Source organism: Micromonospora sp. ATLC20, from assembly GCF_057196585.1.
The window spans coordinates 1-19532 of sequence record NZ_JBXUOV010000074.1 but is presented as its reverse complement, the minus strand read 5'-3'; the positions used below and the strand labels follow the sequence as shown (position 1 = coordinate 19532).

The following is a 19532-nucleotide window of genomic DNA, read 5'->3' as shown; positions in this document are numbered from 1 at the left end:
CGGCCGGTCTCTCAACCGGCGGCTGTGGTCCCCTTCTCCGGCGCGAACGGCCACTCCTCGAACGACGCGCACCTGCCGTCCTCGGCGAACCGCATGATCCAGAGATCGCGCCACTCCTGGTGGACGGGGTCGCCGTACCGGACCTGCACACGTGCCACAGCGGTGTCGCCGTCGACCGCGACGACCTCCGATGTCATCTCGAAGACCTCGCCGGGCCCGTCGCGCTCGCTGTCCCACATGCGGGTGATGGCGGGCAGGCCGACGACCGGATCCCGGTACGGCCCCTGCCGGTAGCTCGCGTCGGCCGTGAACATCGTGCCGAGCGCCGCCGTTCCCGGTGTGCGCCACGCCTGCTCGTACGCCGCGATCCAGGCGGCCACCCGATTCCTGTCCATGGCTGCCAGCCTGCCATCCGGGTGGGTCCGGGTCTCCCAGATCGGCTGCCGGGGATCGTCGTTGTGCACGACGACGTGGGCGTGCTCGGCCGGGCGGGCCGTGGCGAAGTAGAGCCGCTGGGCGGGCAGGTAACGCTCCCGCCAGCGCCGTTCCACGTCGGCTCTCGTTGACACGCGGCTCTCCCGGACCACCGCACGCTCCACGGTACGGTCCGGCGCTGTCGACACGAACACGCGCAGCTCCCACCGGTCGACCAGTTCCGGGCGCAGGAGGAAGACGCCGTCGAACACCAGCACGGCGTCGGCGGGGGCGGTGGTGAGCGGCGGGGACAGCACCGCGTCGGAGGCGTGGTCGTAGACCGCGTGCCGGAAGCGCCGGTCGCCGCCCGGGCCGAGCGGATCGAGCAGCACCCGCTTCAGCGTCCCGTGATCGTGGGTGTCGACGTAGCAGCCCTGCGCCGAGAACTCGCCGCGTCGGTAGCGCCGCTCCCGGGGGAAGAGGAAGTCGTCTACTGTCGCCCGGATGACGTACCGGCCGCGGGCGCGCAGGACGGCGGCCAGCTCGTCGGCGAGCGTGGTCTTGCCGGCGGCGGGCGGCCCGTCGACGGCGACCCGCGTCGGGTGCGCCACGGTGACGGACCCGACCGCGTCGGCCAGGAGGTCGATCAGCTGATCGCGGCGGGGACAAATGGATTGCCCCCGCGCCGGGCCGGGAGTTTGACTGCCGTCCATGCCGTCCCCCTCACCGGTCTTCGTCGCGGGCACTGGCCGTTCGGGCACGTCGCGGATCGCCGACGTCATCGGTCAGCATCCGCTGATCCACCGGATCCCGATGGAGACCAAGTTCCTCGTCGAACCGGGCGGCCTGCGGGACCTGGCCGACGCGCTCACCGACCGGTACGACCCCATCGTCGGTGAGGACGCGCTGCACCGGCTGAGCGACTTCCTCACCGTACGCGTGCCCGGGCGGCGTGACGACCGTGGCAAGACCGTGCCCGAGCTGGTCGGCGTGGGCCGGTACCGGGACGCCGTACACCGGCTCTGGCCGCAGGTCATCGCGCACGCCTTCGAGGAGCCCGCGCCCGCGGAGGGCTTCGGCGACGGCGACCGGCCCGCCGGACCGTTCGGGCCGGCCAGCCGACGGCGGGCCGTCCCGAGGTACTTCAGTGACCGGAGCGAACTGATCGGCGTCCTGCGGGGCCTGGTCGACACCCTGTTCGGCGGGGCGGCGGCCGACGCGGGCAAGCCGACCTGGTGCGAGAAGACGCCGTTCAACCTGTTCGCCATGGACTTCCTCTGGGAACTGGTGCCCGAGGCGACGATCGTGCACATCAAGCGTCACCCGGTCTCGGTGCTCGCCTCCCACCTGGCCCAGCCGTGGGCGCCGTCCACTGTCGACGGGGCGCTCGCCTACCTGCTGCCGGTCTACGATCGCTGGCTGGCCTGGAGGAACACGGCCGACCTGACGAGCCGGCGATACGTCGAGGTGAAGGCGGAAGACCTGGCGGCGGACTGGCCCGGGCAGCGGCGAGCCCTGTTCGAGCGGATCGGCGTCGAGGACGCCGTCACCGCGTCGACGTTCCAGGCGGACAGGCTGGCGCACCGCGACGACCAGTTCGACGCCGGCACGCGCGCGTACGTCGAGCGGGAACTGGGCGAGATCATCCCCGCGATGGGATACGAGTGACGGCCGAGAGACCTCAGCAGGAGCCGGCGCGATCGATCGGGACCATCAGGGCGGCGCTCACGGCGAGCCCCAGTACGGCGACCGCCAACCACGGCCAGGCGTTCCGGACGTGCGGCCGGGTGCCTACCCGGGCCACGACGACGGAGAGGACCGCCGCCGCCGTCATCGCCAGGACCAGCAGGGCGTACGCGTTCCTCGCCGCCTGCGCCGAAGCGTAGGTGTCACCGTCGCACGGCGCCGAGGGCGCCAGGAGCGGGATGCAACTGAGGCAGCTCGCGACGACGAGCAGTGTGCCCAGCACGGTCACCAGAGTCGCTGCCGCCCTCGCCGCACGGGATCGCATCGACTGGACAGTAGGGCCCGAAGATCTCGAAGGTGACACGACCGGGCGACAGCAGATCAGGTGTCACGCCTTGTGGCGCAGTTCGCGGAGCACGCCGTGGCGGCGCAGCGCCCACCCCAGGCGCCGTGCGCTGGGGTGTCTGACGAACAGCACCGCCGCCCGGCGGATCAGCCCGAACCGGTTGTCGCTCACCTGGTCGTCTACCGCCCGCCAGATCAGCTCACGGACGCCGGCGCTGTCCAGCATCGCCCGTACCTCGTGGCGTACCCGGGGATCCTCGGCCGCGGACGTGACGGCGGTGACCAGGCCGGGCCGGTCGGCGAGCGGCTCCACCGCCGCAGCGACGAGCGGCCGGCGTACGGTGTCCCGCTCCAGCAGCAGCAACACCGCCTCCCGGACCTCGGTGCTGTCGAGCCCGGATCGCAGCAGGCCCAGCGCGCTCCGCTCGACCTCGCCGTCGCGGTCCGGAAGGGACAGCGCGGCCAGCAGCACCGTCACCTCGTCGAGGTCGACGAGGTGACGCAGCCCGTCGCGGAACTCCGGCAGCGCCCACGCCACCGTCAGTCCGCGCGCGAGATCGCGGTTCATGGGCCACTCGCTACCCGGAGCCGGCAGTCTCCGAAACGCCGTCCGGTCGTTGCCATGCCGCTTAACTGGTGTTCTACTTAATCATAACAATCTGACGGAGGGTCACCAGGGTGATCAACTTTCATGTCGACCGGTCCAGCAGCGTCCCCGCGTACGCGCAGCTCGTGCGGCAGGTCCGTGAGGCGCTGCGGATCGGGACGCTGCGGCCCGGAGACCAGCTCCCCACCGTGCGCAGCGTGGTGACAGCGTGCACGGTCAACCCGACCACTGTGCTCAAGGCCTACCGGGAGCTGGAGCTGTCCGGCCTGGTGGAGGCGAGGCAGGGTGCGGGCACGTTCGTCAGCGGGACGCTCGGGCACGCCGATCCCCACGTCATGGCTCGCCTGCGCGGCAGCCTGGCTCGGTGGCTCGGCCAGGCCCGGGAGGCCGGTCTGGAGGACGAGGACGTCCAGGCGCTGCTCGCCTCGGTGATCGCGGCGAACGCGGCACCCGCGAGGAGAGAGAACGCGGAGGGCGCGGCGTGAGCGGCGAGCCGGTCGCCGTCGAGGCGCGTGACCTGAGCCGGCGCTACGGCGCCGTGTGGGCGCTCCGGGAGTGCTCGTTCGCGCTGCCCGCCAACCGGGTCGTCGCGCTGGTCGGCGCGAACGGCGCGGGCAAGTCGACGCTGCTGAGCATCATCGCCGGCACCCTCGCGGCGACCGGCGGCACGGTGTCGGTGCACGGCCGGCAGGTGGTGCGGGGCGGGTCCGCCGACGGCGGCAGCCGGGTGGCGATCCTGGCCCAGGACAAGCCGCTCTACCGCGACTTCACCGTGTCGGACATGCTCCGCTTCGGCCGCTCGACGAACCGGGTGTGGGACCAGCGGCGGGCGCTGTCGTGGCTCGAACGCTTCGCCGTCCCGCTGGACCGGCGCTGCGGCAAGCTGTCCGGCGGGCAGCGGGCGCAGGTCGCGCTGGCGGTCGCGCTCGGCTCCCGCCCGGCGGTGCTGCTGCTGGACGAACCCCTCGCGAACCTGGATCCGCTGGCCCGCGTCGAGGTGACAGGCGAGCTGCTGGCGGAAGTCGCCGACGACGACATGACTGTCATGCTGTCGACCCACATCGTCGCCGAGCTGAGCGGCGTCGGTGACCACCTGCTGCTGCTCGACGCCGGTCGGCCCGTCCTCACCGGCGACGTCGAGGAGCTGCTCGACAGCCACGTCCGGCTGACCGGGCCCCGCGCCGACCAGCCGCCCGGGCCGGGCGTGGTCGTCCAGGCGCAGCACACCGGCCGCCAGTCCACCTTCGTCCTCCGGCGGCCGGCGGCGCCGGCGGCCCACGCGGTCGTGGCACCCGGCTGGACCGCCCAGCCCATCACCCTGGACGAGCTGATCCTGACCCACCTCAGAGCGTCGGCCGCCGCGCCGCACGAGCGGGAGGCAGTCGCATGAGCCCGGTCGGACAGCTGTCCGCACCCACGAACCGCCAAAGCGACCCCGGGTACGCCGGGGGCGTACGCGGTCTGCTCTGGCTGACCTGGCGCCAGCACCGCTGGACGGTGATCGGCACGCTGGTCCTGGCCGCGGTCCTGGTGGGCTGGATGACCTACCTGTCGGTGGAGCTGACGAGCCTGTGGCACCAGTGTCACGAGACGTTCTGCGCGGAGGAGTCGCCGCAGGGCCGGCGGCTCGGCGGCTCATCCAGCCTGGTTCTCACCCTGGCCGTCCTGTCGCAGGTGGTGCAGTGGATGCCGCTGCTGATCGGCGTGTTCGTCGGCGTCCCGGTGCTGACCAGGGAACACGAGCAGCGCACCCTGCTGCTGGCCTGGAGCCAGGACGTCTCCCCGCAGCGGTGGCTCTGGACCCGGCTGGCCCTGCTCGGCCTGTTCGTGGCGGCGGTGACCTCGGCGGTCGCCGGTGTCAGCGACCACCTGGAGCGACTCCAGGCCCGGGTCGCCCCGGTGAGCCTGTTCGAGTACGGGCCGTTCCTCAACACCGCGATGCTTCCGGCCGTGATCAGCCTCTGCTGGTTCGCGGTCGGCGTCGCGCTCGGCGCCGCGATCAAGCGCACGCTCCCGGCCGTGTTCGGCGTGGTCGTCGGCTTCGTCGGCCTGACCTATCTCGTCCGGTGGCGCTATCCCACGCTGATGGAGCCGCTGACCGCGCACCGCGTCATCGGCGGGCCGGGCGTGGGGGTGCTGCGCGACAACGCCCTGGTCGTCAAGGGCGGCATGATCGACTACGGGATCGACGGGCCGTCCGGCGCGTTCGACGCCTCCGGGCGTGAGCTCACCGGGGTCGAGCTGCAACGCCTCTGCCCACCCGACAACGGCACCGGCCGGACGCTCGCCTGCTTCGTCGAGCACAACCTTCAGCAGCACCTCCAGTACCAGCCGGGCAGCCGGATCCCCGAGTTCCACCTGATCGTCGCCGGCGGCTATCTGGGCCTGACCGCGCTGGCACTCCTCGTCGTCTGGTGGATCGTCCGTCGTACCGACCTGAGCGCGGGCTGACCGGGGACCGGCCTTGCCGGTGTTGTTACTGGCGAGTAGCGTTCGGGCATGAGCATCGACTCTCGCCAGGTGGCGGCCGGTCTCCTCGACGCCGTGCCGTTCGCCCGCACGCTCGGAATCGAGTTCGTCGAGGTGGCGCCCGAGGCCGAGGGCGGGGTCCGGGCCGTGGTCCGGCTCCCCGACGACCCGGCGCACCACAACCACGTGGGCGGCCCGCACGCCGGAGCCATGTTCACGCTGGGGGAGACCGCCTCGGGCGCGGTTGTCCTGGCCGCGTTCGGGCAGGTGCTCGACCGGGCCGTACCCCTGGCCGTGACCGCGACCATCCGCTACCTCAAGGTGGCGATGGGGCCGGTGCTGGCGACGGCGCGGCTCGGCGGCGTACCCGCCGAGGTGCTTGCGGAGCTGGACGCCGGACGGCGGCCGGAGTTCCCGGTCGAGGTGGAGGTCCACACCGAGGACGGCACGCTCACCTCCTCGCTCACCGTGATCTGGACGCTGCGCCCGAACCGCTGAGCGCCGAATGGTGTTTGCCCGGTGCGAGCGCTGGATAGATTCAAGCGATGCTGGGCCTCCCCGCGCACGTGCGCGCTTGTCTCTTCGATCTGGACGGTGTGCTGACGCAGACCGCCAAGGTGCACAACGCCGCCTGGGCGGAGACGTTCGACGCGTACCTGCGGCGACGGTCGGCGGAAACCGGCGAGCCGTTCCACCCGTTCGACCCCGGACCGGACTACAACCGTTACGTGGACGGCAGACCGCGCGCCGACGGGGTGCGCACATTCCTGGCCTCGCGCGGCATCACCCTGCCCGAGGGATCGCCGGACGACCCGCCCGAGGCGGACACCGTCAACGGCCTCGGCAACCGCAAGAACGTCGTCCTGCTCCAGCGGATCGAGCAGCACGGCGTCGAGGTGTACGAGGGTTCGGTGCGCTACCTCGAGGCGGCCACCACGGCCGGACTGCGCCGCGCCGTCGTCTCGGCCAGCGCCAACTGCGCCGCCGTGGTGCACGCCGCCGGACTGGACCGCTGGCTGGAGGCGCGGGTGGACGGCGTGGTCGCCCGCGCGAACGGGCTGCGCGGCAAACCGGCCCCGGACACGTTCCTGGAAGGCGCCCGGCTGCTCGGCGTCGAACCGGCGCAGGCCGCCGTCTTCGAGGACGCCCTCGCCGGCGTCGCCGCCGGGCGTGCCGGCGGATTCGGGTACGTGGTGGGCGTCGACCGGGTCGGCCAGGCCGACGAGCTGCTGGCGCACGGCGCCGACGTGGTGGTCACCGACCTCGCCGACCTGCTCGCCGCGGAGCCGGCCGCGTGATCCGGGAAACGGCGTATCCGGTCGAGCCCTGGCACGTCCGGGAGATGCAGCTCGACATGGACGTGCTGGCCCAGTCCGAGTCGGTGTTCGCGCTCTCCAACGGGCACATCGGGCTGCGGGGCAACCTCGACGAGGGCGAGCCGCACGGGCTGCCCGGCACCTACCTGAACTCGTTCTACGAGCTGCGCCCGCTGCCGTACGCGGAAGCCGGCTTCGGTTTTCCCGAGTCCGGGCAGACCATCGTCAACGTCACGAACGGCAAGCTGATCCGGCTCCTCGTGGACGACGAGCCGCTCGACGTGCGCTACGGCGAACTGCTCGCCCACGAGCGGGTCCTCGACATGCGCGCCGGCACGCTCCAGCGGGACCTGCACTGGCGCTCCCCGGCCGGCCGGGAGGTCAAGGTCCGCACCACCCGCCTGGTGTCGTTCACCCAGCGCTCGGTGGCAGCCATCCACTACGAGGTCGAACCGGTCGACGGGCCGCTGCGGCTGATCCTCCAGTCCGAGCTGGTCGCCAACGAGTCGCTGCCGCCGCAGAGCCGTGACCCCCGGGTCGCCGCCGTCCTGGAGTCGCCGTTGCAGGCCGAGGAGGAGCTGACCACCGACGACGGCGGCCAGCTCATCCATCGCACCAAGGTCAGCGGCCTGCGGGTCGCCGCCGCGATGGGCCACGACGTCGACGGGCCCGAACGCACCACGATCGAGAGCGAGGGGTACGAGGACTGGGTCCGCACCACCATCGGCTGCGTGCTCAAGCCCGGCCAGACGCTCCGGGTGGTCAAGTACCTCACGTACGGCTGGTCCAGCCGCCGGTCCCTCCCGGCGCTGCGCGACCAGGTCGGCGCGGCGCTCGCCGCGGCCCGGCTCGACGGCTGGGACGGCCTGCGCCGGGCCCAGCGCGAATACCTGGACGCGTTCTGGGACGCCGCCGACGTACGCGTCGAAGGCGACCCCGAGGTGCAGCAGGCCGTCCGGTTCGGTCTCTTCCACGTCCTCCAGGCCGGCGCCCGAGCGGAACGGCGGCCGATCTCGGCCAAGGGCCTCACCGGCCCCGGGTACGACGGCCACGCGTTCTGGGACACCGAGATGTTCGTGCTGCCGGTGCTCACGTACACCCAGCCCAGCGCGGTCCGTGACGCATTGCAGTGGCGGTACGACACGCTGGCCCAGGCCCAGGAACGCGCCCGCACGCTGAACCTCGAAGGCGCCGCCTTCCCGTGGCGCACCATCGAGGGGCCGGAGTCGTCGGCGTACTGGCCCGCCGGCACCGCCGCGTTCCACATCGCCGCCGACGTCGCCGACGCGCTGCGCCGCTACGTGCTCGTCACCGGTGACGAGGCGCTGGAACGGGAGATCGGACTGGAACTGCTCGTCGAGACCGCCCGGCTGTGGCGTTCGCTCGGCCACCACGACCGCGCCGGGCGGTTCCACATCGACGGCGTCACCGGCCCGGACGAGTACACGGCGGTGAAGAACGACAACGTCTACACCAACCTGATGGCCCAGCGGAACCTGCGTACCGCCGCGGACTGCGCGATGCGCTACCGGGACCAGGCACTCGACCTCGGCGTCACCGAGGAGGAGGCAGCCGCCTGGCGGGACGCCGCCAACGACATGCACGTCCCGTACGACGCGGAGACCGACGTGCACGAGCAGGTGGAGGGATTCACCCGCTTCCAGGAGTGGGACTTCGAGCACACGCCGCCGGAGAAGTACCCGCTGCTGCTGCACTATCCGTACTTCGACCTCTACCGCAAGCAGGTCGTCAAGCAGGCCGACCTGGTGCTCGCCATGCACTGGCGGGGCGACGCGTTCAGCGCCGCCGAGAAACTGCGCAACTTCGTCTACTACGAGCGGCGCACCGTACGCGACTCGTCGCTGAGCGCCTGCACCCAGGCGGTGCTGGCGGCCGAGGTCGGCTACCTCGAACTGGCCCACCGCTACCTGCGCGAGGCCGCGCTGATGGACCTGCACGACCTCAACGAGAACACCCGCGACGGCGTGCACATGGCGTCCCTGGCGGGCGCCTGGATCGCGCTGGTGGCCGGGTTCGGCGGGCTGCGGGACCACGACGGGATGCTCTCCTTCGCGCCCCGGCTCTCCAGCCGCCTCAGCCGCCTGGAGTTCTCACTCCAGTGGCAGGGAATGCGACTGCGGGTCGACGTCCGGCCGCACCAGACGACTTACTCGCTGCGCAACGGCGGCCCGGACACCGTCGTGGAGCTGCGGCATCACGGCGAGCCGCTGCGGGTCACCTCCGCGCAGCCGGTCACCGTGGCGGTGCCACCGGCTCACCCGACCGGTCCGCAGCCGGAGCAGCCGCAGGGCCGCGCGCCGCTGATGCACCTGCCGGAACGCATGAACTGAGCGGCCCCGCCCCGAAGGGCGGGACCGCTCGGTACGCGTACCTCAGAACTGGCGGCCGTTTGACGGACGCCCGCCGGCGTCGCGCGGCGCCGTGGCCCGCGGATCGTCGGATGTCCGCGCCGTCGAGGCGCGGTCGGCCCAGTCCGGCGAGTCCTTCAGCTCCTGCTTACGACGTTCCTGGTCGGTGAGTTCCTGTTCCCGGGACCTGTCCTGTTTCGCCATGACGATCCTCGCGATCGGTCGGGGTCCGTGGTCACCCCGCGCGTTCCCGCCCGGCGGCGGCTCAACCGTCCAGGCGAGGGCTCAGCCGTCCACGTGCTGGGCGAAGCTGCGCCGCAGGTGGTCCTTCGGGCGGGAGCCGACGATCGAGCCGACCACCTCGCCGCCCCGGAACACCAGCATGGTCGGCGCGGACATGATCCGGTGGGCGCGTGCGGTGGCCGGGTTCTCGTCGGTGTTGAGAGTGACGAAGCGCAGCGCGTCGCCGAACTCCTCGGCCAGCTCGGCCAGGTGCTTCGACACCACCCGGCACGGTGGGCACCACTCGGCCCAGAAGTCCACCACCACCGGCCCGTCGGCGGCCAGCACAGTAGCCGCGAAGGTGTCGTCGGTGACCGGGTTCAGCCGGCCGGTCCCCGTGTCCTGAGGCATGTTTCCTCCCGTTGGGCGATCGCGTGGGCGAGCTGGTCGTGCAGCTGGCGGCGGACGTCGCCCAGCCGGTCGAGGTAGTCGTCCACCTCGGCGAGCTTGCGCCGCATCACCGCCACCGAATCGGGGCAGACGTCACCGGAGTCGTTCCCGGCGCGCAGGCAGGCGACGAACGGGCGGATGTCGTCCAGGCCGAAGCCGATCGCCAGCAGGGACCGGATCTCGCGGACGACGCGTAGTTCCGCCTCGTCGTAGACCCGGTATCCGTTGGCGGACCGGCTCGGCCGGACCAGGCCGTGGGCCTCGTAGTAGCGCAGGGTGCGGGTGCTCGTACCGGCCCGCTGCGCCAGCTCCCCGATCCGCATCCGCCGCCCCCGTTCCCTCACTGCCAGGTCGACGCTAAACCTTGCCGCCGACGTCAACGCAACCCGAACGCGTGCGCTTTTGTGGATCTTGGCCGGTGGTCGCGATCATGAAGTTGACGGGGTGGGGGAGCGCTTTCTGGGGCGTCAACTTCATGATCGTCGGGGTGGGGGGTATGCGTGGGGGAGAGCGGGAGGGGCGGTGAGGTTATGCGTGAGGTTTCGGTGCCTGTGGTGGACGGCGGGCTCGTGGGGGACGTGGTGGTGCCTGCCGAGGCGCGGGGGGTGGTGCTGTTCGCGCACGGGAGCGGCAGCTCGCGGCACAGCCCGCGCAACATGGCCGTCGGGCACGCGCTCAACGAGCGCGGGCTCGCCACGATGCTCGTCGACCTGCTGACCGCCGACGAGGAGGCCCGGGACGAGATCACCGCCGAACTGCGCTTCGACATCGGCATGCTGGCCGAACGCCTCGCCGGGATCGTCGACTGGATGGGCGCCGACCCGGAGCTGGGACGGCTCCCGATCGGACTGTTCGGCGCCAGCACCGGCGCCGCCGCCGCGCTGGTCGCCGCCGCGGCCCGGCCGGACCGGGTGGGCGCTGTGGTCTCCCGGGGCGGCCGGCCCGATCTGGCCGGCAGCTCACTGACCGCGGTACGCGCACCGACGCTGCTGCTCGTCGGCGGCCTGGACGAGCAGGTGATCGCACTCAACGAGCAGGCCCGGGACGCGCTGGGCGAGGTCGCCGAGCTGCGGATCGTGCCCGGCGCCACGCACCTGTTCGAGGAGCCCGGCACGCTGGAGCAGGTGGCCGACCAGGCCGGTACGTGGTTCACCACGCACCTGCGCCAGCCGCACCCCGCCTGACCGCCGTACCCGTCAGCGCTCCGGTGGCTCAGCCCGTTGCCTCGGCGGCGCGGTGCCGCTGCACGGTGTCCAGCACCCGCCACAGCACCGCCGCGATCGGCACCGACACGAACGCCCCGGCGACCCCGGCCACCAGCGTGCCGGCGGTGACCACCACCAGGATGACCGCCGGGTGCAGCTGCACCTGCCGCCGCATCACCAGTGGTTCCAGCAGGTTGCCCTCGATCTGCTGGACGGCGATCACGGCGGCCAGCGTCAGCAGCGCGGTGGTCGGACCGTTCGCGGCGAGCGCGACGAGCACCGCCACCGCACCGGCCACCGTGGTGCCGATGATCGGTACGAATCCGCCGAGGAACGTGATCAGGGCGAGCGGGAGGGCCAGCGGGACACGCAGCACGACCAGGGCCAGCCCGATGCCGATGGCGTCGATGGCCGCGATGATCATCGTGCCCCGGCTGTACGCGCCGAGCGTCCGCCAGCCGGCCCGTCCCGCCTCGGCGGTCAGTTCCCGGCGCGGGCCGGCGAGCCGGCGCAGCACCCAGCGCCACATCGAGCGGCCGTCCTTGAGCAGGAAGAACAGCAGCACCAGGGCGAGCAGCACCGCGCCCGCGACCTCGGCGACCTTGCGCGCACCGGCGACGGGGTCGGGCGCGCCGCTGCTCAGGCCCTGCCGGATCTGCTCGACGAGCCGGTCGAGCTGCTGGTCGGTGACCGGCAGGCTGGACGTGACGAAGTCCCGGGTGCGCTGCAAACCCTCGTCGAGTTGCTGGCTCAACTCGCTGAACTGGCTCGCGGTGAGGTTCCAGACCAGGACGCCGGCGCCGCCCAGGATGCCGAGCAGCAGCAGGATGCTCAGCAGCGCGGCGAGCCCGGCCGGTACCCGCAGCCGGCGCAGGCGTACCAGGATCGGGTCGAGCAGCGCGGCGAGGAAGAGCGTGCCGGCCAGCGCCACCGCCAGCGGCGCGAGCAGTACGGCGATCTGCCCGAGCAGCCACAGCCCGGCGGTCACCACCAGCAGGCAGGCGCTCCAGGTGACCGCCGTCCGTACCGGCCAGGGAAGTCCCGCCCAGGTCTGTCGCGGTCCGGCGGTCGGTGCCCGCCCGGTTATGCCAGCGTCGTCGTCCACGTCGCCCTCCTCGATCCGGGCCGTTGGTACCCGACGCGGGCCGATCCGACACCAGGGACGTAACCGCCCACCCGGTGTTTGTGCCCCCGGCCTCCGGGAAGGCATTCACCGTATCGAAGGGAGATTCGGGCATGAGCGACTTCATGGACAAGGCCAAGGACCTCGCCGACAAGCACGACAGGCAGGTCGACCAGGGCATCGAGAAGGCCGGTGACGCGGCGGACAAGCGCACCGGCGGCAAGTACGACGCGCAGATCGACAAGGGCGTCGACATGGCGCAGCAGCGCACCGGCGAAGGCGACACCGGCCGCTGACGTACCCCGGCGGCGGGCCGGCCCCCAGAAGGGGACCGGCCCGTGCGGGTCAGGAGCTGTAGCCGCGTCCGGCGATCCAGTTGGCCAGCTCGGTCACGTCCATCCAGTACGTGGGCTCGTCCGGCCGGGCCGGGTCGGCGATCAGCACCCGGTCGCCGTCGCCCTCGTACCGCACGACGGTCACGTAGTGGCCGGGGTAGCTGTGCTCCACCCCGTCGATGTCCCGGGCACCGCCCAGGATGTTCGCCACCACCGGGCGGTCGTCGTCCACAGCGGTACGGATGTCCGCGCGCAGACGCTCGACCTGGTCCCGGGTGGCCACGTCGTCGCGGATCTCGGTGGTCTTGTACTTGCCACCCGTGTACTCGTTGAGCACGCGGGTGATGTCGATGGCCGAGTCGGTGCCGTTCTCGGTGGTGCCGAGCTTCGTCGCCAGCTCGTCCTGGCTCACGTCCCTGCCCTCGGCCGACAGGGCGATCCGGGTCGAGGCGGGACCGCAGTAGAAGTAGTTCGGCTGTGCCTGGTACTCGTAGTCGGCGGCGCGGTCACCCTTGCCCTTGACCGGGGCGGCGTGGGCGGCGGCCGGACCGGCCACGGCACCGCCGGCCGCGGCCAGGCCGGCGACGGACAGCACACACTTACGGATGATCGGGTTCATGGTCGAGGCTCCATTCGGGGGTCGACGGCTCCGTGCGGGAGACGCGGCACCAGGAGTGGCGCTCGGCGTACGGAGAGTTCAACCGCCCTGCCGCTGCGGCCCATTTCCGGCCGTGACCGGGGCCACCGCGGAACCGGACAGACGCCTCAGTCGGGGAGGCTTCCCAGGAGCCCGGTCACCGCGATCTCGATGACCACCCGTTCCGGATTCGGGCGCGGCGTGCGATACCGCTCGGCGTACCGGCGCTCGGCCTCGGCCACCGACTCCGGGTCGCGGCGCAGCACCGCCCGGCCCTCCACCGTCAGCCACCAGCGGCCGTCGACCTGGCACACCGCGACCGGGACGCCGTCCGGCCCGGCCGCCGCGACGTGCCGGGCCTTGGCCGACCCGGCTGAGGTGATCACCCGGGCCAGCCGGGCTGCGGGATCGAAGGTCACCCCCACGGGTACGACGTGCGGAGTGCCGTCGGCACGCGGTGTGGTGAGCGTGGCGAGGTGCCGATCCGCGAAGAAGCGGGCCACCCGCTCGTCGCTCGGATCCAGCCGATGCCGTGCCGCCATGTCGTCTCCTTGTTCCGTGCCGGTGACGTCTCAGCGGCGGGGTGCCGCGCCGGGCGGCAACGTCGCCACCGGGGACTCCCCGGCGGCCCGCTGCTCGGCGCGGTGCTTGGCGACCAGCCGGCCCAGGTAGAACAGCGCGCCGGCCAGCACGCCCATGTCGTCCAGGTAGATCGGATCGGGCAGCAGGTCCACCGGCAGGATCGTGTAGATCAGCGCGCCGTAGAACGCGACCTTGCCGCCGGCGCCGAGCGCGCCGAGCATCCGGCGGGTGCGGACCACCCGGATGGCGAGCAGTACCGCCCCGGCCAGCATGGCCGCCGCGAGGACGGCGGCGAGGACGACCAGCACCCAGGCTTCACGGGACACGCCACCACGCTAGCCGAGCCGGGCCCGGGCCGCGCGGTGCCGACGACAGACGACTCTGACGGAACGCGTATGACTGAGAGGCATGTTCATGCCTCTCAGTCATAGTGCTCGGAAGTAATCCATCTGGGAGCCCGGGCCACGGTGCTCTCAGACCACGACCGCCGCCCGGCCCCGGGCCACCGGGGTCGGCTCGCGAGTGGTCCCCCCGCCCGCCACGGTCGGCAGTTCCCGGGTGGCCTCGGGTCCGGCGAACCCGACGATGGAGAGTTCCGTCTGCGGCTCGGCGACCGGGTGCAGGGCCGCGAACGCCTCGTCACGCAGGCTCTGCGCCGCCGCCGCGGCCAGCTCGGCCGCCTGCCAGGCGGCCTGCTCCCGCTGCATCGCGGCCCGGTGCCGGGCCGCCATGTTGTCCCGGACCAGCCGGCGCAGCAGCAGTTCCTGCTCCACCGGGTGCCGGCTCGGGTCCCAGCCGTTGCCGCCGAGGATGTCGCTGAGCTGCCGCACCGTGATCTCGTTACGCCACTGGGCGTCCATCGCGGCCCGGTGCAGCCAGCGCTCCCGGTCGGCGTACTCGGCCGGGGTCTTGGCGGTCCGGGGCAGCGGCAGCGCCGCGGCGGCGCTCAGGCGCCGGACGTCCTCCTCGGCCGCCTGGTACGCCTGCCAGGCGGCCTCGGCCTCCTCCTGGGCGGTCAGCCACTCGGATCGGCTCCGCTCGGCGGTCGCCGTGGCACGGGACGCGGCCACCGCCACCTCGTCGGCGTAGCGGATCTGCTCCTGGTCCCGTACGCGGGCACGCTCGGCCCGATCGATGCTGCTCGGCCGGGCGGCGTCGCTGATCCGGTCGACCAGTTCCGAGCGGAACCGGGACGGGCGGACGATCAGCGCGGTGACCACTGTCGCGGCCACGGCGAGCAGGACCAGCCAGATCACGGCGGCCGCGGGCATGTCGGGCAGGACGGCGGAGAAGACGGTCTGCATCACCAGCACCTCGTGGTGGAAGGAAGGACGATAAACGGTCGTGGCCCGGGCATCCGGGCGGGTGCGCGTCGTGACTCGGACGCGACGGGACGCGCAGCGGGGCGCGAGGCGTGCGGCCGGTGGGCCGCGCCGGGACGTACCGGAAGGGGCGCCCGGTCAGGCGCGCGGCGGACCGCGACGGGCGATGTCCGCCCGGCCGGGGTCGGCGGCGGCGACGACCTCGACGCCGGGGACGCGCCCGGCGGAGTCGGCGGAGAGGGCTTCCGTGACGGCCGGGCCGGTGCCGGGGCCGGTGGTCCGCGGGGCAGCGGTCGTCGCGTCGGCCGCAGTGAGGCCGGCGGAACGCGCGGCGCCGGTCGTGACCGCCTGCCGCGCCGCCACGTGCTCGATCGCCGTGATGTGCTCGACGGCGGCCACGTGCTCGATCGCCGCCATGTGCTCGATCGCTGCGACGTGCTCGGTCGCGACGGCGTGCGAGGCGACGGTTGCGTGCGAGGCCGCGGCGGCGTGAGCGGGTGCGGCGGCGATGCCCTGGAGGCCGGCGATGATCGCCAGGCCGGCCACAGCCGTGCGGGCGATCCGGCGCAGCGTCGCCGTCCAGGTGGACGGGGCGAACGCTACGGGCAGCACCTGTTCAACCTATCGGTCGACGGACGATCCCGCAGCTCAAGGATCTTGCGGGTTACGTGAGCCACCCCACGGGTCGGTGTGGACGGACATTCACGCAGGCCCGACGCGGAACGGCGCGGCGCCCCTTTCGGGGTGCCGCGCCGTCTCGTGAAGCCCGGGCTCAGTTGCCGCCGAGCACCGGCGGCGGGGCGGCGTCGCCGTCGCTCCAGACCATCTCGTCCTCGGTGAGCCAGGTCAGCCGGCCGTCGGACTCGTCGTCGCCGTGGCCGCCGCGCCCGCCCAGCACGCCGCTGCGGCCGGCCATCGCGGGCCGCCCGGTGGCGCCGCCGGTGCGCTCGGCGGGCTTGCTCCCGGCGTCGACCACCAGACCACGGCCGGAGGTGAGCCGGCCGGTGCCGGCCGCCGAGCGGTTCTCCGCGCCGGACATGCCGCCGAAGCGGGCCGAGGAGGCCGCGTTGGTGCCGGTGCCCGCGAGCGAGCCGGTGCTCAGCACACCGGGGGCGCCGTAGAGGCCGCCACCCGGTCCGCCGGCGCTCATCGTCGTCGGGCCGGCGCCGCCGGGACCGAAGCCCGGGCCGCCGCCGATCGTCGGACCGCCGACGGTGCTGGTCAGCGGCGCGGCGCCGGCCAGCGAGGTGCCGCCCGGGTCGACGGTGCCGCTGGTCGGCACCGAGCCCGGAGCGCCGGCGCCGGGCTGGCCGCCCGGAGTGCCCGCACCGGGCGTGCCCTCGCCCGGCGTACCGCCGGTCGGGGCCGTGTGGTGCACGCCCGACGTGGTGGCGGTGGCGTTGGCACCCGGGCCGAAGCTGCCCAGGCTCGGGCCGGACGACGGCGTCTTCACCGACGGGCCGTTCTGCAGCGTCGGGTCGCCGTTGCTCGTGTGGCCGGGCAGTTCGGTCTCCGGCGGGTCCGGCACGACGATGCGGCCGTACGCCGAGAAGTCGTAGCCCTCGGCGAGCTTCGCCACGACCTGCACCATCCGCTGGTGCGCCTTCTCCTGCTCGGCCTTGTCCTGCTGGTGGCCGACGATCCCGCCGATCACCGCGCCCGGGGCACCGCCGATCAGGAAGCCCTTGCCGGCGCCGGAGAGCAGCTTGTCGTTGTCGTCGGTCTTCTCCGGGCTCTCCGCCTTCGACTGCGCGGCCCGCAGCTCGCTGGACATCATGTCCAGGCCCTGCCGGATGCCGGTCATGCCCTCGGACAGGTTGCCGGAGTAGCGCACGACCATGTCCAGCCGGCGGTGGAACTCCCGCGCCGCGTCGCCGGTCCAGGTCTTCGCCAGCGCCTCCAGGTCGGCGGTCAGGTCGCGGCCGAGGTCGTCGAGCGTGCCCTTCAGGGAGGTCCACTGGGCGCTGAGCGCCTCGATCTGCTTCGGGTCGCCGGCGTTGACGCCCTGGTAGAGCTCCTCGTGGCTGACGTGCTCGTAGCGCCGGGTGTACTCAGACACGCGGGTCCTCCTTCGGCTGCTTCATCGCCTCGTTGAGCCCGGAGAGGGCGGCGGCGATGTCGGCCGCGGCGGCGGCGTTGCGGGCCTCGGCGGTCTTGTAGTTCGTCATGATCTTGTGGGTCGCCTCGCGGGCGGCCAGGATCGCCCGGCGCAGCCGGTCGACGTGGTTGACGTAGCTCTGGTGCGTCTCGGAGTAGCGACGTGCGTTGTCGGTCGCGTCGGTGAACGTGCCGAGCGCCGGCGGGCGGCACTGCATCTGGGTGTTGAGCTTGCGCAACACGGACTCCGCCTCGTGCAGGCGCCGCTCGAGCCGCTGGTGGAAGTCCTCCAAGGACAGTACGTCTACCGTCGTGCGCCCCGTCATGGCTGCATCCCCGTAGTCATCGTCGATAACCGTTCGCCGTACTCAGGTTAGTCGAAGCGGGCCAACCCGGGCGACCCGTGACGGGGTTCCTCCACTTCGGATCGGCCGGCGGCTGTTCAACCGCCCTGGACCTGCGCCGCCGCGCCCCCGGCCGAGGGTGTCGCGGTGGCCCCCGGGGGTGCCGACGCATCGAAGTAGGTCATCGCATCCTCGCGGGACAGCGTCGGGCCGGTCGGCACCAGCGCCAGCAGCGAGGCCGGTACGGCCAGTGGCGTCACGTCGCCGTACCCGAGCGCGCTCCTGGCGTCGCCCCCGGCGGTGCCGAGCGGATAGCGGATGCCCTGGGCGGTGATCAGGTAGACGGTCGAACCGGCCGCCGCCTTGCCGCTCTCCCCGGCCGTGGCCTGCACCAGCACGCCCTTGCCGCCTGGTAGCAGCACGTTCTCGGCGGTGCGTACCGCGTCGCGGGCGCCCTGCCGGGCCGGCATCGCGGTCGCCGAGGTCAGCTCGGCCGGCGGGGAGTCGAAGACCTCCAACGTGGTGGTCGGCGGCTGACCGGCCGGGCCGGGCCGGTAGGTGGCGCACAGCACGGTGCGGCCCGGCCGGACCTCGTGCAGCGTCGGCAGCCGGGCCGGCAGGCCGTCCGCGTCCAGCCGCTGGTCGGTGAGGAGCCGGCCCGCCTCGTCCGGAGTGATCTGCGTCACCTCGCCGCCGCTGCCGAGCAGCAGCAGCGCGGTGACCTCGCGGACGGTCGCCAGGCCCTGCCGGGTGAGCACGTAGTACTGGCCGGCGGCCTGGTAGACCTGGCCGATCCGGGCCGGCCGGTCGGCCACCGTCAGCCCGCTCGCGCTGCCGTCCCCGGCGATCGCCGGCTTGCGCAGCACCGGACCGACCGGCACCGCGTTCAGCAGTTGCTGCCCGACCGTCAGGTTCGTCGCGCCGGCCATCTTCAACGCCACCAGCGCCTGCTCGTCGCCGGCGACCTGCAGCCGGGAACCGCCGGTGAGCAGGTAACGGGCGTCGCTGGTCCGCACCACCACGGCCCGGTCGGTCAGCGCCGTGCCACCGGGCAGCGCGCGGTCGATCACCAGGTGCGTGGTGGAGCGCTGCGGGTCGTTCGGATCCGGTACGTCGCACACCGACCAGGGCAGCCCGACCAGGGACTTGCGGTCCGGCAGGTCGTCCGGGGCGCCCACGATGCCGACCAGCCGCCCGCGTGGACGGTCCTTGATCGACGCCTGCGACATGGTGCGCGGCTGCGCCGCCGCGTCGTTGACGATCAGCCGCGCCGAGGCGTAGTTGAGCGTCGGGCGCAGCACCTGGTCCTCGCCGAAGTAGTACGTCGCGCCGGTCTCCCGCTCGATCACCAGCGTGTTCGGCTCCAGCGGCGCCGAGTTGCTGGTGAGCTGCCCGTACGCGCCCACGCCGCCGAGCACCACGGCGGCCGCGATGACGCTGCCGAACACCGCCATGCCGAGGCGGCGCATCGGCAGGTCGTTCGTCTCCGGATCACCGGAGAGCAGTGCCGAGACGATGCGGCGGGTGACGAAGCGGTACGCCTGCACCTGATCGCGGCGGGTCCGCATGACTAACCTCCGGCGGGGGTGGGTCCGCGGCGACAGGTCCGAACAGCGCCGCGGGCTTCCCTACGATAAGGGGCCGTCGGGGGTGCGCCGGACCCCGTCCGCCGCCCGAACGACCGCACCCGCCCGGCGGATGCCCAGGATGTCCAGAAGGGACGCACACCGATGACGCAGCTCCAGGCGCCACCCGGTCGTACCGCCACCGCTCCCGCCGTACCGCCGGACCGGCCGGTCACCCCGGCCGACAAGCGCCGCCGGGGACGCCTCGGCCCGGTCGTGGTCGGGCAGCTCGTGGTGGTGGAGTGCGCGGCGCTCGCCGTCTGGTTCGCCACCGCCGGCCCGGCGTGGCTGCTCGCGGTGGTCGGCGTCCTGGCGCTGCTGGCGGCGGCCGCGGCCTTCGCACGCCGGGGCGGCCGCTGGTGGTACGAGGACCTGATGCTCCGC

The 19532-nt window shown here is 73.0% G+C and carries 24 protein-coding genes and 2 pseudogenes; 10 read left to right on the top strand and 16 right to left on the bottom strand.

Translation table 11 applies throughout. The features are described from left to right. Positions 1 to 11 precede the first annotated feature (11 nt). Both AC2CHG_RS17220 and AC2CHG_RS17215 read right to left on the bottom strand, forming a co-directional pair. Positions 12 to 395, bottom strand: coding sequence for a YybH family protein (locus tag AC2CHG_RS17220; protein ID WP_262015931.1), 384 nt, complete (start codon positions 393 to 395; stop codon positions 12 to 14). A gap of 27 nt (positions 396 to 422) precedes the next feature. Further along, positions 423 to 1127 (bottom strand): annotated as a pseudogene (locus AC2CHG_RS17215) (nucleoside/nucleotide kinase family protein); the annotation flags it as partial. Between AC2CHG_RS17215 and AC2CHG_RS17210 the strand changes: the two are divergent. Further along, the gene (locus tag AC2CHG_RS17210; protein WP_484525104.1) at positions 1126 to 2082 is read left to right on the top strand and encodes a sulfotransferase family protein; all 957 of its coding nucleotides are present in this window, start codon (positions 1126 to 1128) and stop codon (positions 2080 to 2082) included. The pseudogene AC2CHG_RS17215 and the gene AC2CHG_RS17210 overlap by 2 nt on opposite strands. 13 nt (positions 2083 to 2095) lie before the next feature. Here AC2CHG_RS17210 and AC2CHG_RS17205 read toward each other — a convergent pair whose 3' ends face one another. Both AC2CHG_RS17205 and AC2CHG_RS17200 read right to left on the bottom strand, forming a co-directional pair. Continuing rightward, positions 2096 to 2425 (bottom strand): hypothetical protein, encoded by a 330-nt coding sequence (locus tag AC2CHG_RS17205; protein ID WP_484525103.1) that lies wholly within the window; start codon positions 2423 to 2425, stop codon positions 2096 to 2098. A 63-nt stretch (positions 2426 to 2488) separates the two neighbouring features. Beyond that, positions 2489 to 3013: a hypothetical protein gene (locus AC2CHG_RS17200; RefSeq protein ID WP_262015886.1), complete on the bottom strand. Its 525-nt coding sequence runs from the start codon at positions 3011 to 3013 to the stop codon at positions 2489 to 2491. Positions 3014 to 3123: 110 nt separating this feature from the next. On the opposite strand from AC2CHG_RS17200, the gene AC2CHG_RS17195 reads away from it, so the two are divergent. The 6 genes from AC2CHG_RS17195 to AC2CHG_RS17170 are packed head-to-tail and all read left to right on the top strand — an operon-like array spanning position 3124 to position 9188. Continuing rightward, on the top strand, positions 3124 to 3537 hold the full coding sequence (locus tag AC2CHG_RS17195; RefSeq protein ID WP_013473768.1) for a GntR family transcriptional regulator: 414 nt from the start codon (positions 3124 to 3126) through the stop codon (positions 3535 to 3537). Then, complete coding sequence (locus tag AC2CHG_RS17190) at positions 3534 to 4442, top strand: ABC transporter ATP-binding protein (RefSeq protein WP_484525102.1); 909 nt, start codon at positions 3534 to 3536, stop codon at positions 4440 to 4442. The genes AC2CHG_RS17195 and AC2CHG_RS17190 overlap by 4 nt, the downstream gene beginning before the upstream one ends. Continuing rightward, on the top strand, positions 4439 to 5503 hold the full coding sequence (locus AC2CHG_RS17185; RefSeq protein WP_262015888.1) for an ABC transporter permease: 1065 nt from the start codon (positions 4439 to 4441) through the stop codon (positions 5501 to 5503). Before AC2CHG_RS17190 ends, AC2CHG_RS17185 begins: the two co-directional genes overlap by 4 nt. 48 nt (positions 5504 to 5551) lie before the next feature. After that, positions 5552 to 6019, top strand: coding sequence for a DUF4442 domain-containing protein (locus AC2CHG_RS17180; protein WP_262015889.1), 468 nt, complete (start codon positions 5552 to 5554; stop codon positions 6017 to 6019). Between the two features lie 47 nt (positions 6020 to 6066). After that, a complete protein-coding gene (locus AC2CHG_RS17175; RefSeq protein ID WP_366624480.1) occupies positions 6067 to 6819 on the top strand; it encodes an HAD family hydrolase in 753 nt (250 codons plus the stop codon). After that, positions 6816 to 9188, top strand: coding sequence for a glycoside hydrolase family 65 protein (locus AC2CHG_RS17170; RefSeq protein ID WP_484525101.1), 2373 nt, complete (start codon positions 6816 to 6818; stop codon positions 9186 to 9188). Before AC2CHG_RS17175 ends, AC2CHG_RS17170 begins: the two co-directional genes overlap by 4 nt. Before the next feature lie 42 nt (positions 9189 to 9230). Here the strand turns inward: AC2CHG_RS17170 and AC2CHG_RS17165 are convergent, their stop codons facing one another. The 3 genes from AC2CHG_RS17165 to AC2CHG_RS17155 all read right to left on the bottom strand — a co-directional run bounded on the left by AC2CHG_RS17165 (position 9231) and on the right by AC2CHG_RS17155 (position 10201). After that, entirely contained in the window at positions 9231 to 9410 is a 180-nt protein-coding gene (locus tag AC2CHG_RS17165) for a hypothetical protein (protein WP_071097001.1), read from the bottom strand. Positions 9411 to 9491: 81 nt separating this feature from the next. After that, positions 9492 to 9839 carry a thioredoxin family protein gene (locus AC2CHG_RS17160; protein ID WP_315985951.1) on the bottom strand — a complete coding sequence of 116 codons (348 nt, stop codon included), beginning with the start codon at positions 9837 to 9839 and terminating at the stop codon, positions 9492 to 9494. Continuing rightward, complete coding sequence (locus tag AC2CHG_RS17155; RefSeq protein ID WP_484525109.1) at positions 9809 to 10201, bottom strand: MerR family transcriptional regulator; 393 nt, start codon at positions 10199 to 10201, stop codon at positions 9809 to 9811. Before AC2CHG_RS17155 ends, AC2CHG_RS17160 begins: the two co-directional genes overlap by 31 nt. A gap of 207 nt (positions 10202 to 10408) precedes the next feature. On the opposite strand from AC2CHG_RS17155, the gene AC2CHG_RS17150 reads away from it, so the two are divergent. After that, entirely contained in the window at positions 10409 to 11062 is a 654-nt protein-coding gene (locus tag AC2CHG_RS17150) for a dienelactone hydrolase family protein (RefSeq protein WP_484525100.1), read from the top strand. Between the two features lie 28 nt (positions 11063 to 11090). On the opposite strand, the gene AC2CHG_RS17145 is transcribed toward AC2CHG_RS17150, so the two are convergent. After that, on the bottom strand, positions 11091 to 12188 hold the full coding sequence (locus AC2CHG_RS17145; RefSeq protein ID WP_484525099.1) for an AI-2E family transporter: 1098 nt from the start codon (positions 12186 to 12188) through the stop codon (positions 11091 to 11093). Between the two features lie 131 nt (positions 12189 to 12319). Between AC2CHG_RS17145 and AC2CHG_RS17140 the strand changes: the two genes are divergently transcribed. Further along, a complete protein-coding gene (locus AC2CHG_RS17140; protein ID WP_262015895.1) occupies positions 12320 to 12502 on the top strand; it encodes an antitoxin in 183 nt (60 codons plus the stop codon). 49 nt (positions 12503 to 12551) lie between these two features. Here AC2CHG_RS17140 and AC2CHG_RS17135 read toward each other — a convergent pair whose 3' ends face one another. From AC2CHG_RS17135 to eccB, 8 genes are all read right to left on the bottom strand, one after another. Beyond that, a complete protein-coding gene (locus tag AC2CHG_RS17135) occupies positions 12552 to 13160 on the bottom strand; it encodes a C39 family peptidase (RefSeq protein ID WP_262015896.1) in 609 nt (202 codons plus the stop codon). Between the two features lie 146 nt (positions 13161 to 13306). Next, positions 13307 to 13720, bottom strand: a complete 414-nt coding sequence (locus AC2CHG_RS17130; RefSeq protein ID WP_262015897.1) for a pyridoxamine 5'-phosphate oxidase family protein — start codon at positions 13718 to 13720, stop codon at positions 13307 to 13309. 30 nt (positions 13721 to 13750) lie between these two features. Further along, positions 13751 to 14086 (bottom strand): YkvA family protein, encoded by a 336-nt coding sequence (locus AC2CHG_RS17125; RefSeq protein ID WP_013283759.1) that lies wholly within the window; start codon positions 14084 to 14086, stop codon positions 13751 to 13753. A gap of 147 nt (positions 14087 to 14233) precedes the next feature. Next, on the bottom strand, positions 14234 to 15064 hold the full coding sequence (locus AC2CHG_RS17120; RefSeq protein ID WP_484525098.1) for a hypothetical protein: 831 nt from the start codon (positions 15062 to 15064) through the stop codon (positions 14234 to 14236). A gap of 156 nt (positions 15065 to 15220) precedes the next feature. After that, entirely contained in the window at positions 15221 to 15694 is a 474-nt protein-coding gene (locus AC2CHG_RS17115; RefSeq protein ID WP_484525097.1) for a hypothetical protein, read from the bottom strand. Between the two features lie 160 nt (positions 15695 to 15854). Continuing rightward, positions 15855 to 17141 carry a WXG100 family type VII secretion target gene (locus tag AC2CHG_RS17110; RefSeq protein WP_262015900.1) on the bottom strand — a complete coding sequence of 429 codons (1287 nt, stop codon included), beginning with the start codon at positions 17139 to 17141 and terminating at the stop codon, positions 15855 to 15857. Next, complete coding sequence (locus AC2CHG_RS17105) at positions 17134 to 17505, bottom strand: hypothetical protein (protein WP_013283763.1); 372 nt, start codon at positions 17503 to 17505, stop codon at positions 17134 to 17136. Before AC2CHG_RS17105 ends, AC2CHG_RS17110 begins: the two co-directional genes overlap by 8 nt. A gap of 116 nt (positions 17506 to 17621) precedes the next feature. Then, a complete protein-coding gene (gene eccB / locus AC2CHG_RS17100) occupies positions 17622 to 19091 on the bottom strand; it encodes a type VII secretion protein EccB (protein ID WP_262015901.1) in 1470 nt (489 codons plus the stop codon). A gap of 162 nt (positions 19092 to 19253) precedes the next feature. Here eccB and AC2CHG_RS17095 point away from each other — a divergent pair. Then, positions 19254 to 19532 (top strand): annotated as a pseudogene (locus tag AC2CHG_RS17095) (type VII secretion protein EccE); the annotation flags it as partial.

What these genes read in the sequence shown, in the direction of transcription:
- AC2CHG_RS17220 (WP_262015931.1), bottom strand. Translation starts at nt 395, where the DNA reads ATGGACAGGAATCGGGTGGCCGCCTGGATCGCGGCGTACGAGCAGGCG.
- AC2CHG_RS17210 (WP_484525104.1), top strand. Translation starts at nt 1,126, where the DNA reads ATGCCGTCCCCCTCACCGGTCTTCGTCGCGGGCACTGGCCGTTCGGGC.
- AC2CHG_RS17205 (WP_484525103.1), bottom strand. Translation starts at nt 2,425, where the DNA reads ATGCGATCCCGTGCGGCGAGGGCGGCAGCGACTCTGGTGACCGTGCTG.
- AC2CHG_RS17200 (WP_262015886.1), bottom strand. Translation starts at nt 3,013, where the DNA reads ATGAACCGCGATCTCGCGCGCGGACTGACGGTGGCGTGGGCGCTGCCG.
- AC2CHG_RS17185 (WP_262015888.1), top strand. Translation starts at nt 4,439, where the DNA reads ATGAGCCCGGTCGGACAGCTGTCCGCACCCACGAACCGCCAAAGCGAC.
- AC2CHG_RS17180 (WP_262015889.1), top strand. Translation starts at nt 5,552, where the DNA reads ATGAGCATCGACTCTCGCCAGGTGGCGGCCGGTCTCCTCGACGCCGTG.
- AC2CHG_RS17175 (WP_366624480.1), top strand. Translation starts at nt 6,067, where the DNA reads ATGCTGGGCCTCCCCGCGCACGTGCGCGCTTGTCTCTTCGATCTGGAC.
- AC2CHG_RS17165 (WP_071097001.1), bottom strand. Translation starts at nt 9,410, where the DNA reads ATGGCGAAACAGGACAGGTCCCGGGAACAGGAACTCACCGACCAGGAA.
- AC2CHG_RS17160 (WP_315985951.1), bottom strand. Translation starts at nt 9,839, where the DNA reads ATGCCTCAGGACACGGGGACCGGCCGGCTGAACCCGGTCACCGACGAC.
- AC2CHG_RS17155 (WP_484525109.1), bottom strand. Translation starts at nt 10,201, where the DNA reads ATGCGGATCGGGGAGCTGGCGCAGCGGGCCGGTACGAGCACCCGCACC.
- AC2CHG_RS17150 (WP_484525100.1), top strand. Translation starts at nt 10,409, where the DNA reads ATGCGTGAGGTTTCGGTGCCTGTGGTGGACGGCGGGCTCGTGGGGGAC.
- AC2CHG_RS17140 (WP_262015895.1), top strand. Translation starts at nt 12,320, where the DNA reads ATGAGCGACTTCATGGACAAGGCCAAGGACCTCGCCGACAAGCACGAC.
- AC2CHG_RS17135 (WP_262015896.1), bottom strand. Translation starts at nt 13,160, where the DNA reads ATGAACCCGATCATCCGTAAGTGTGTGCTGTCCGTCGCCGGCCTGGCC.
- AC2CHG_RS17130 (WP_262015897.1), bottom strand. Translation starts at nt 13,720, where the DNA reads ATGGCGGCACGGCATCGGCTGGATCCGAGCGACGAGCGGGTGGCCCGC.
- AC2CHG_RS17120 (WP_484525098.1), bottom strand. Translation starts at nt 15,064, where the DNA reads ATGCAGACCGTCTTCTCCGCCGTCCTGCCCGACATGCCCGCGGCCGCC.
- AC2CHG_RS17105 (WP_013283763.1), bottom strand. Translation starts at nt 17,505, where the DNA reads ATGACGGGGCGCACGACGGTAGACGTACTGTCCTTGGAGGACTTCCAC.
- eccB (WP_262015901.1), bottom strand. Translation starts at nt 19,091, where the DNA reads ATGCGGACCCGCCGCGATCAGGTGCAGGCGTACCGCTTCGTCACCCGC.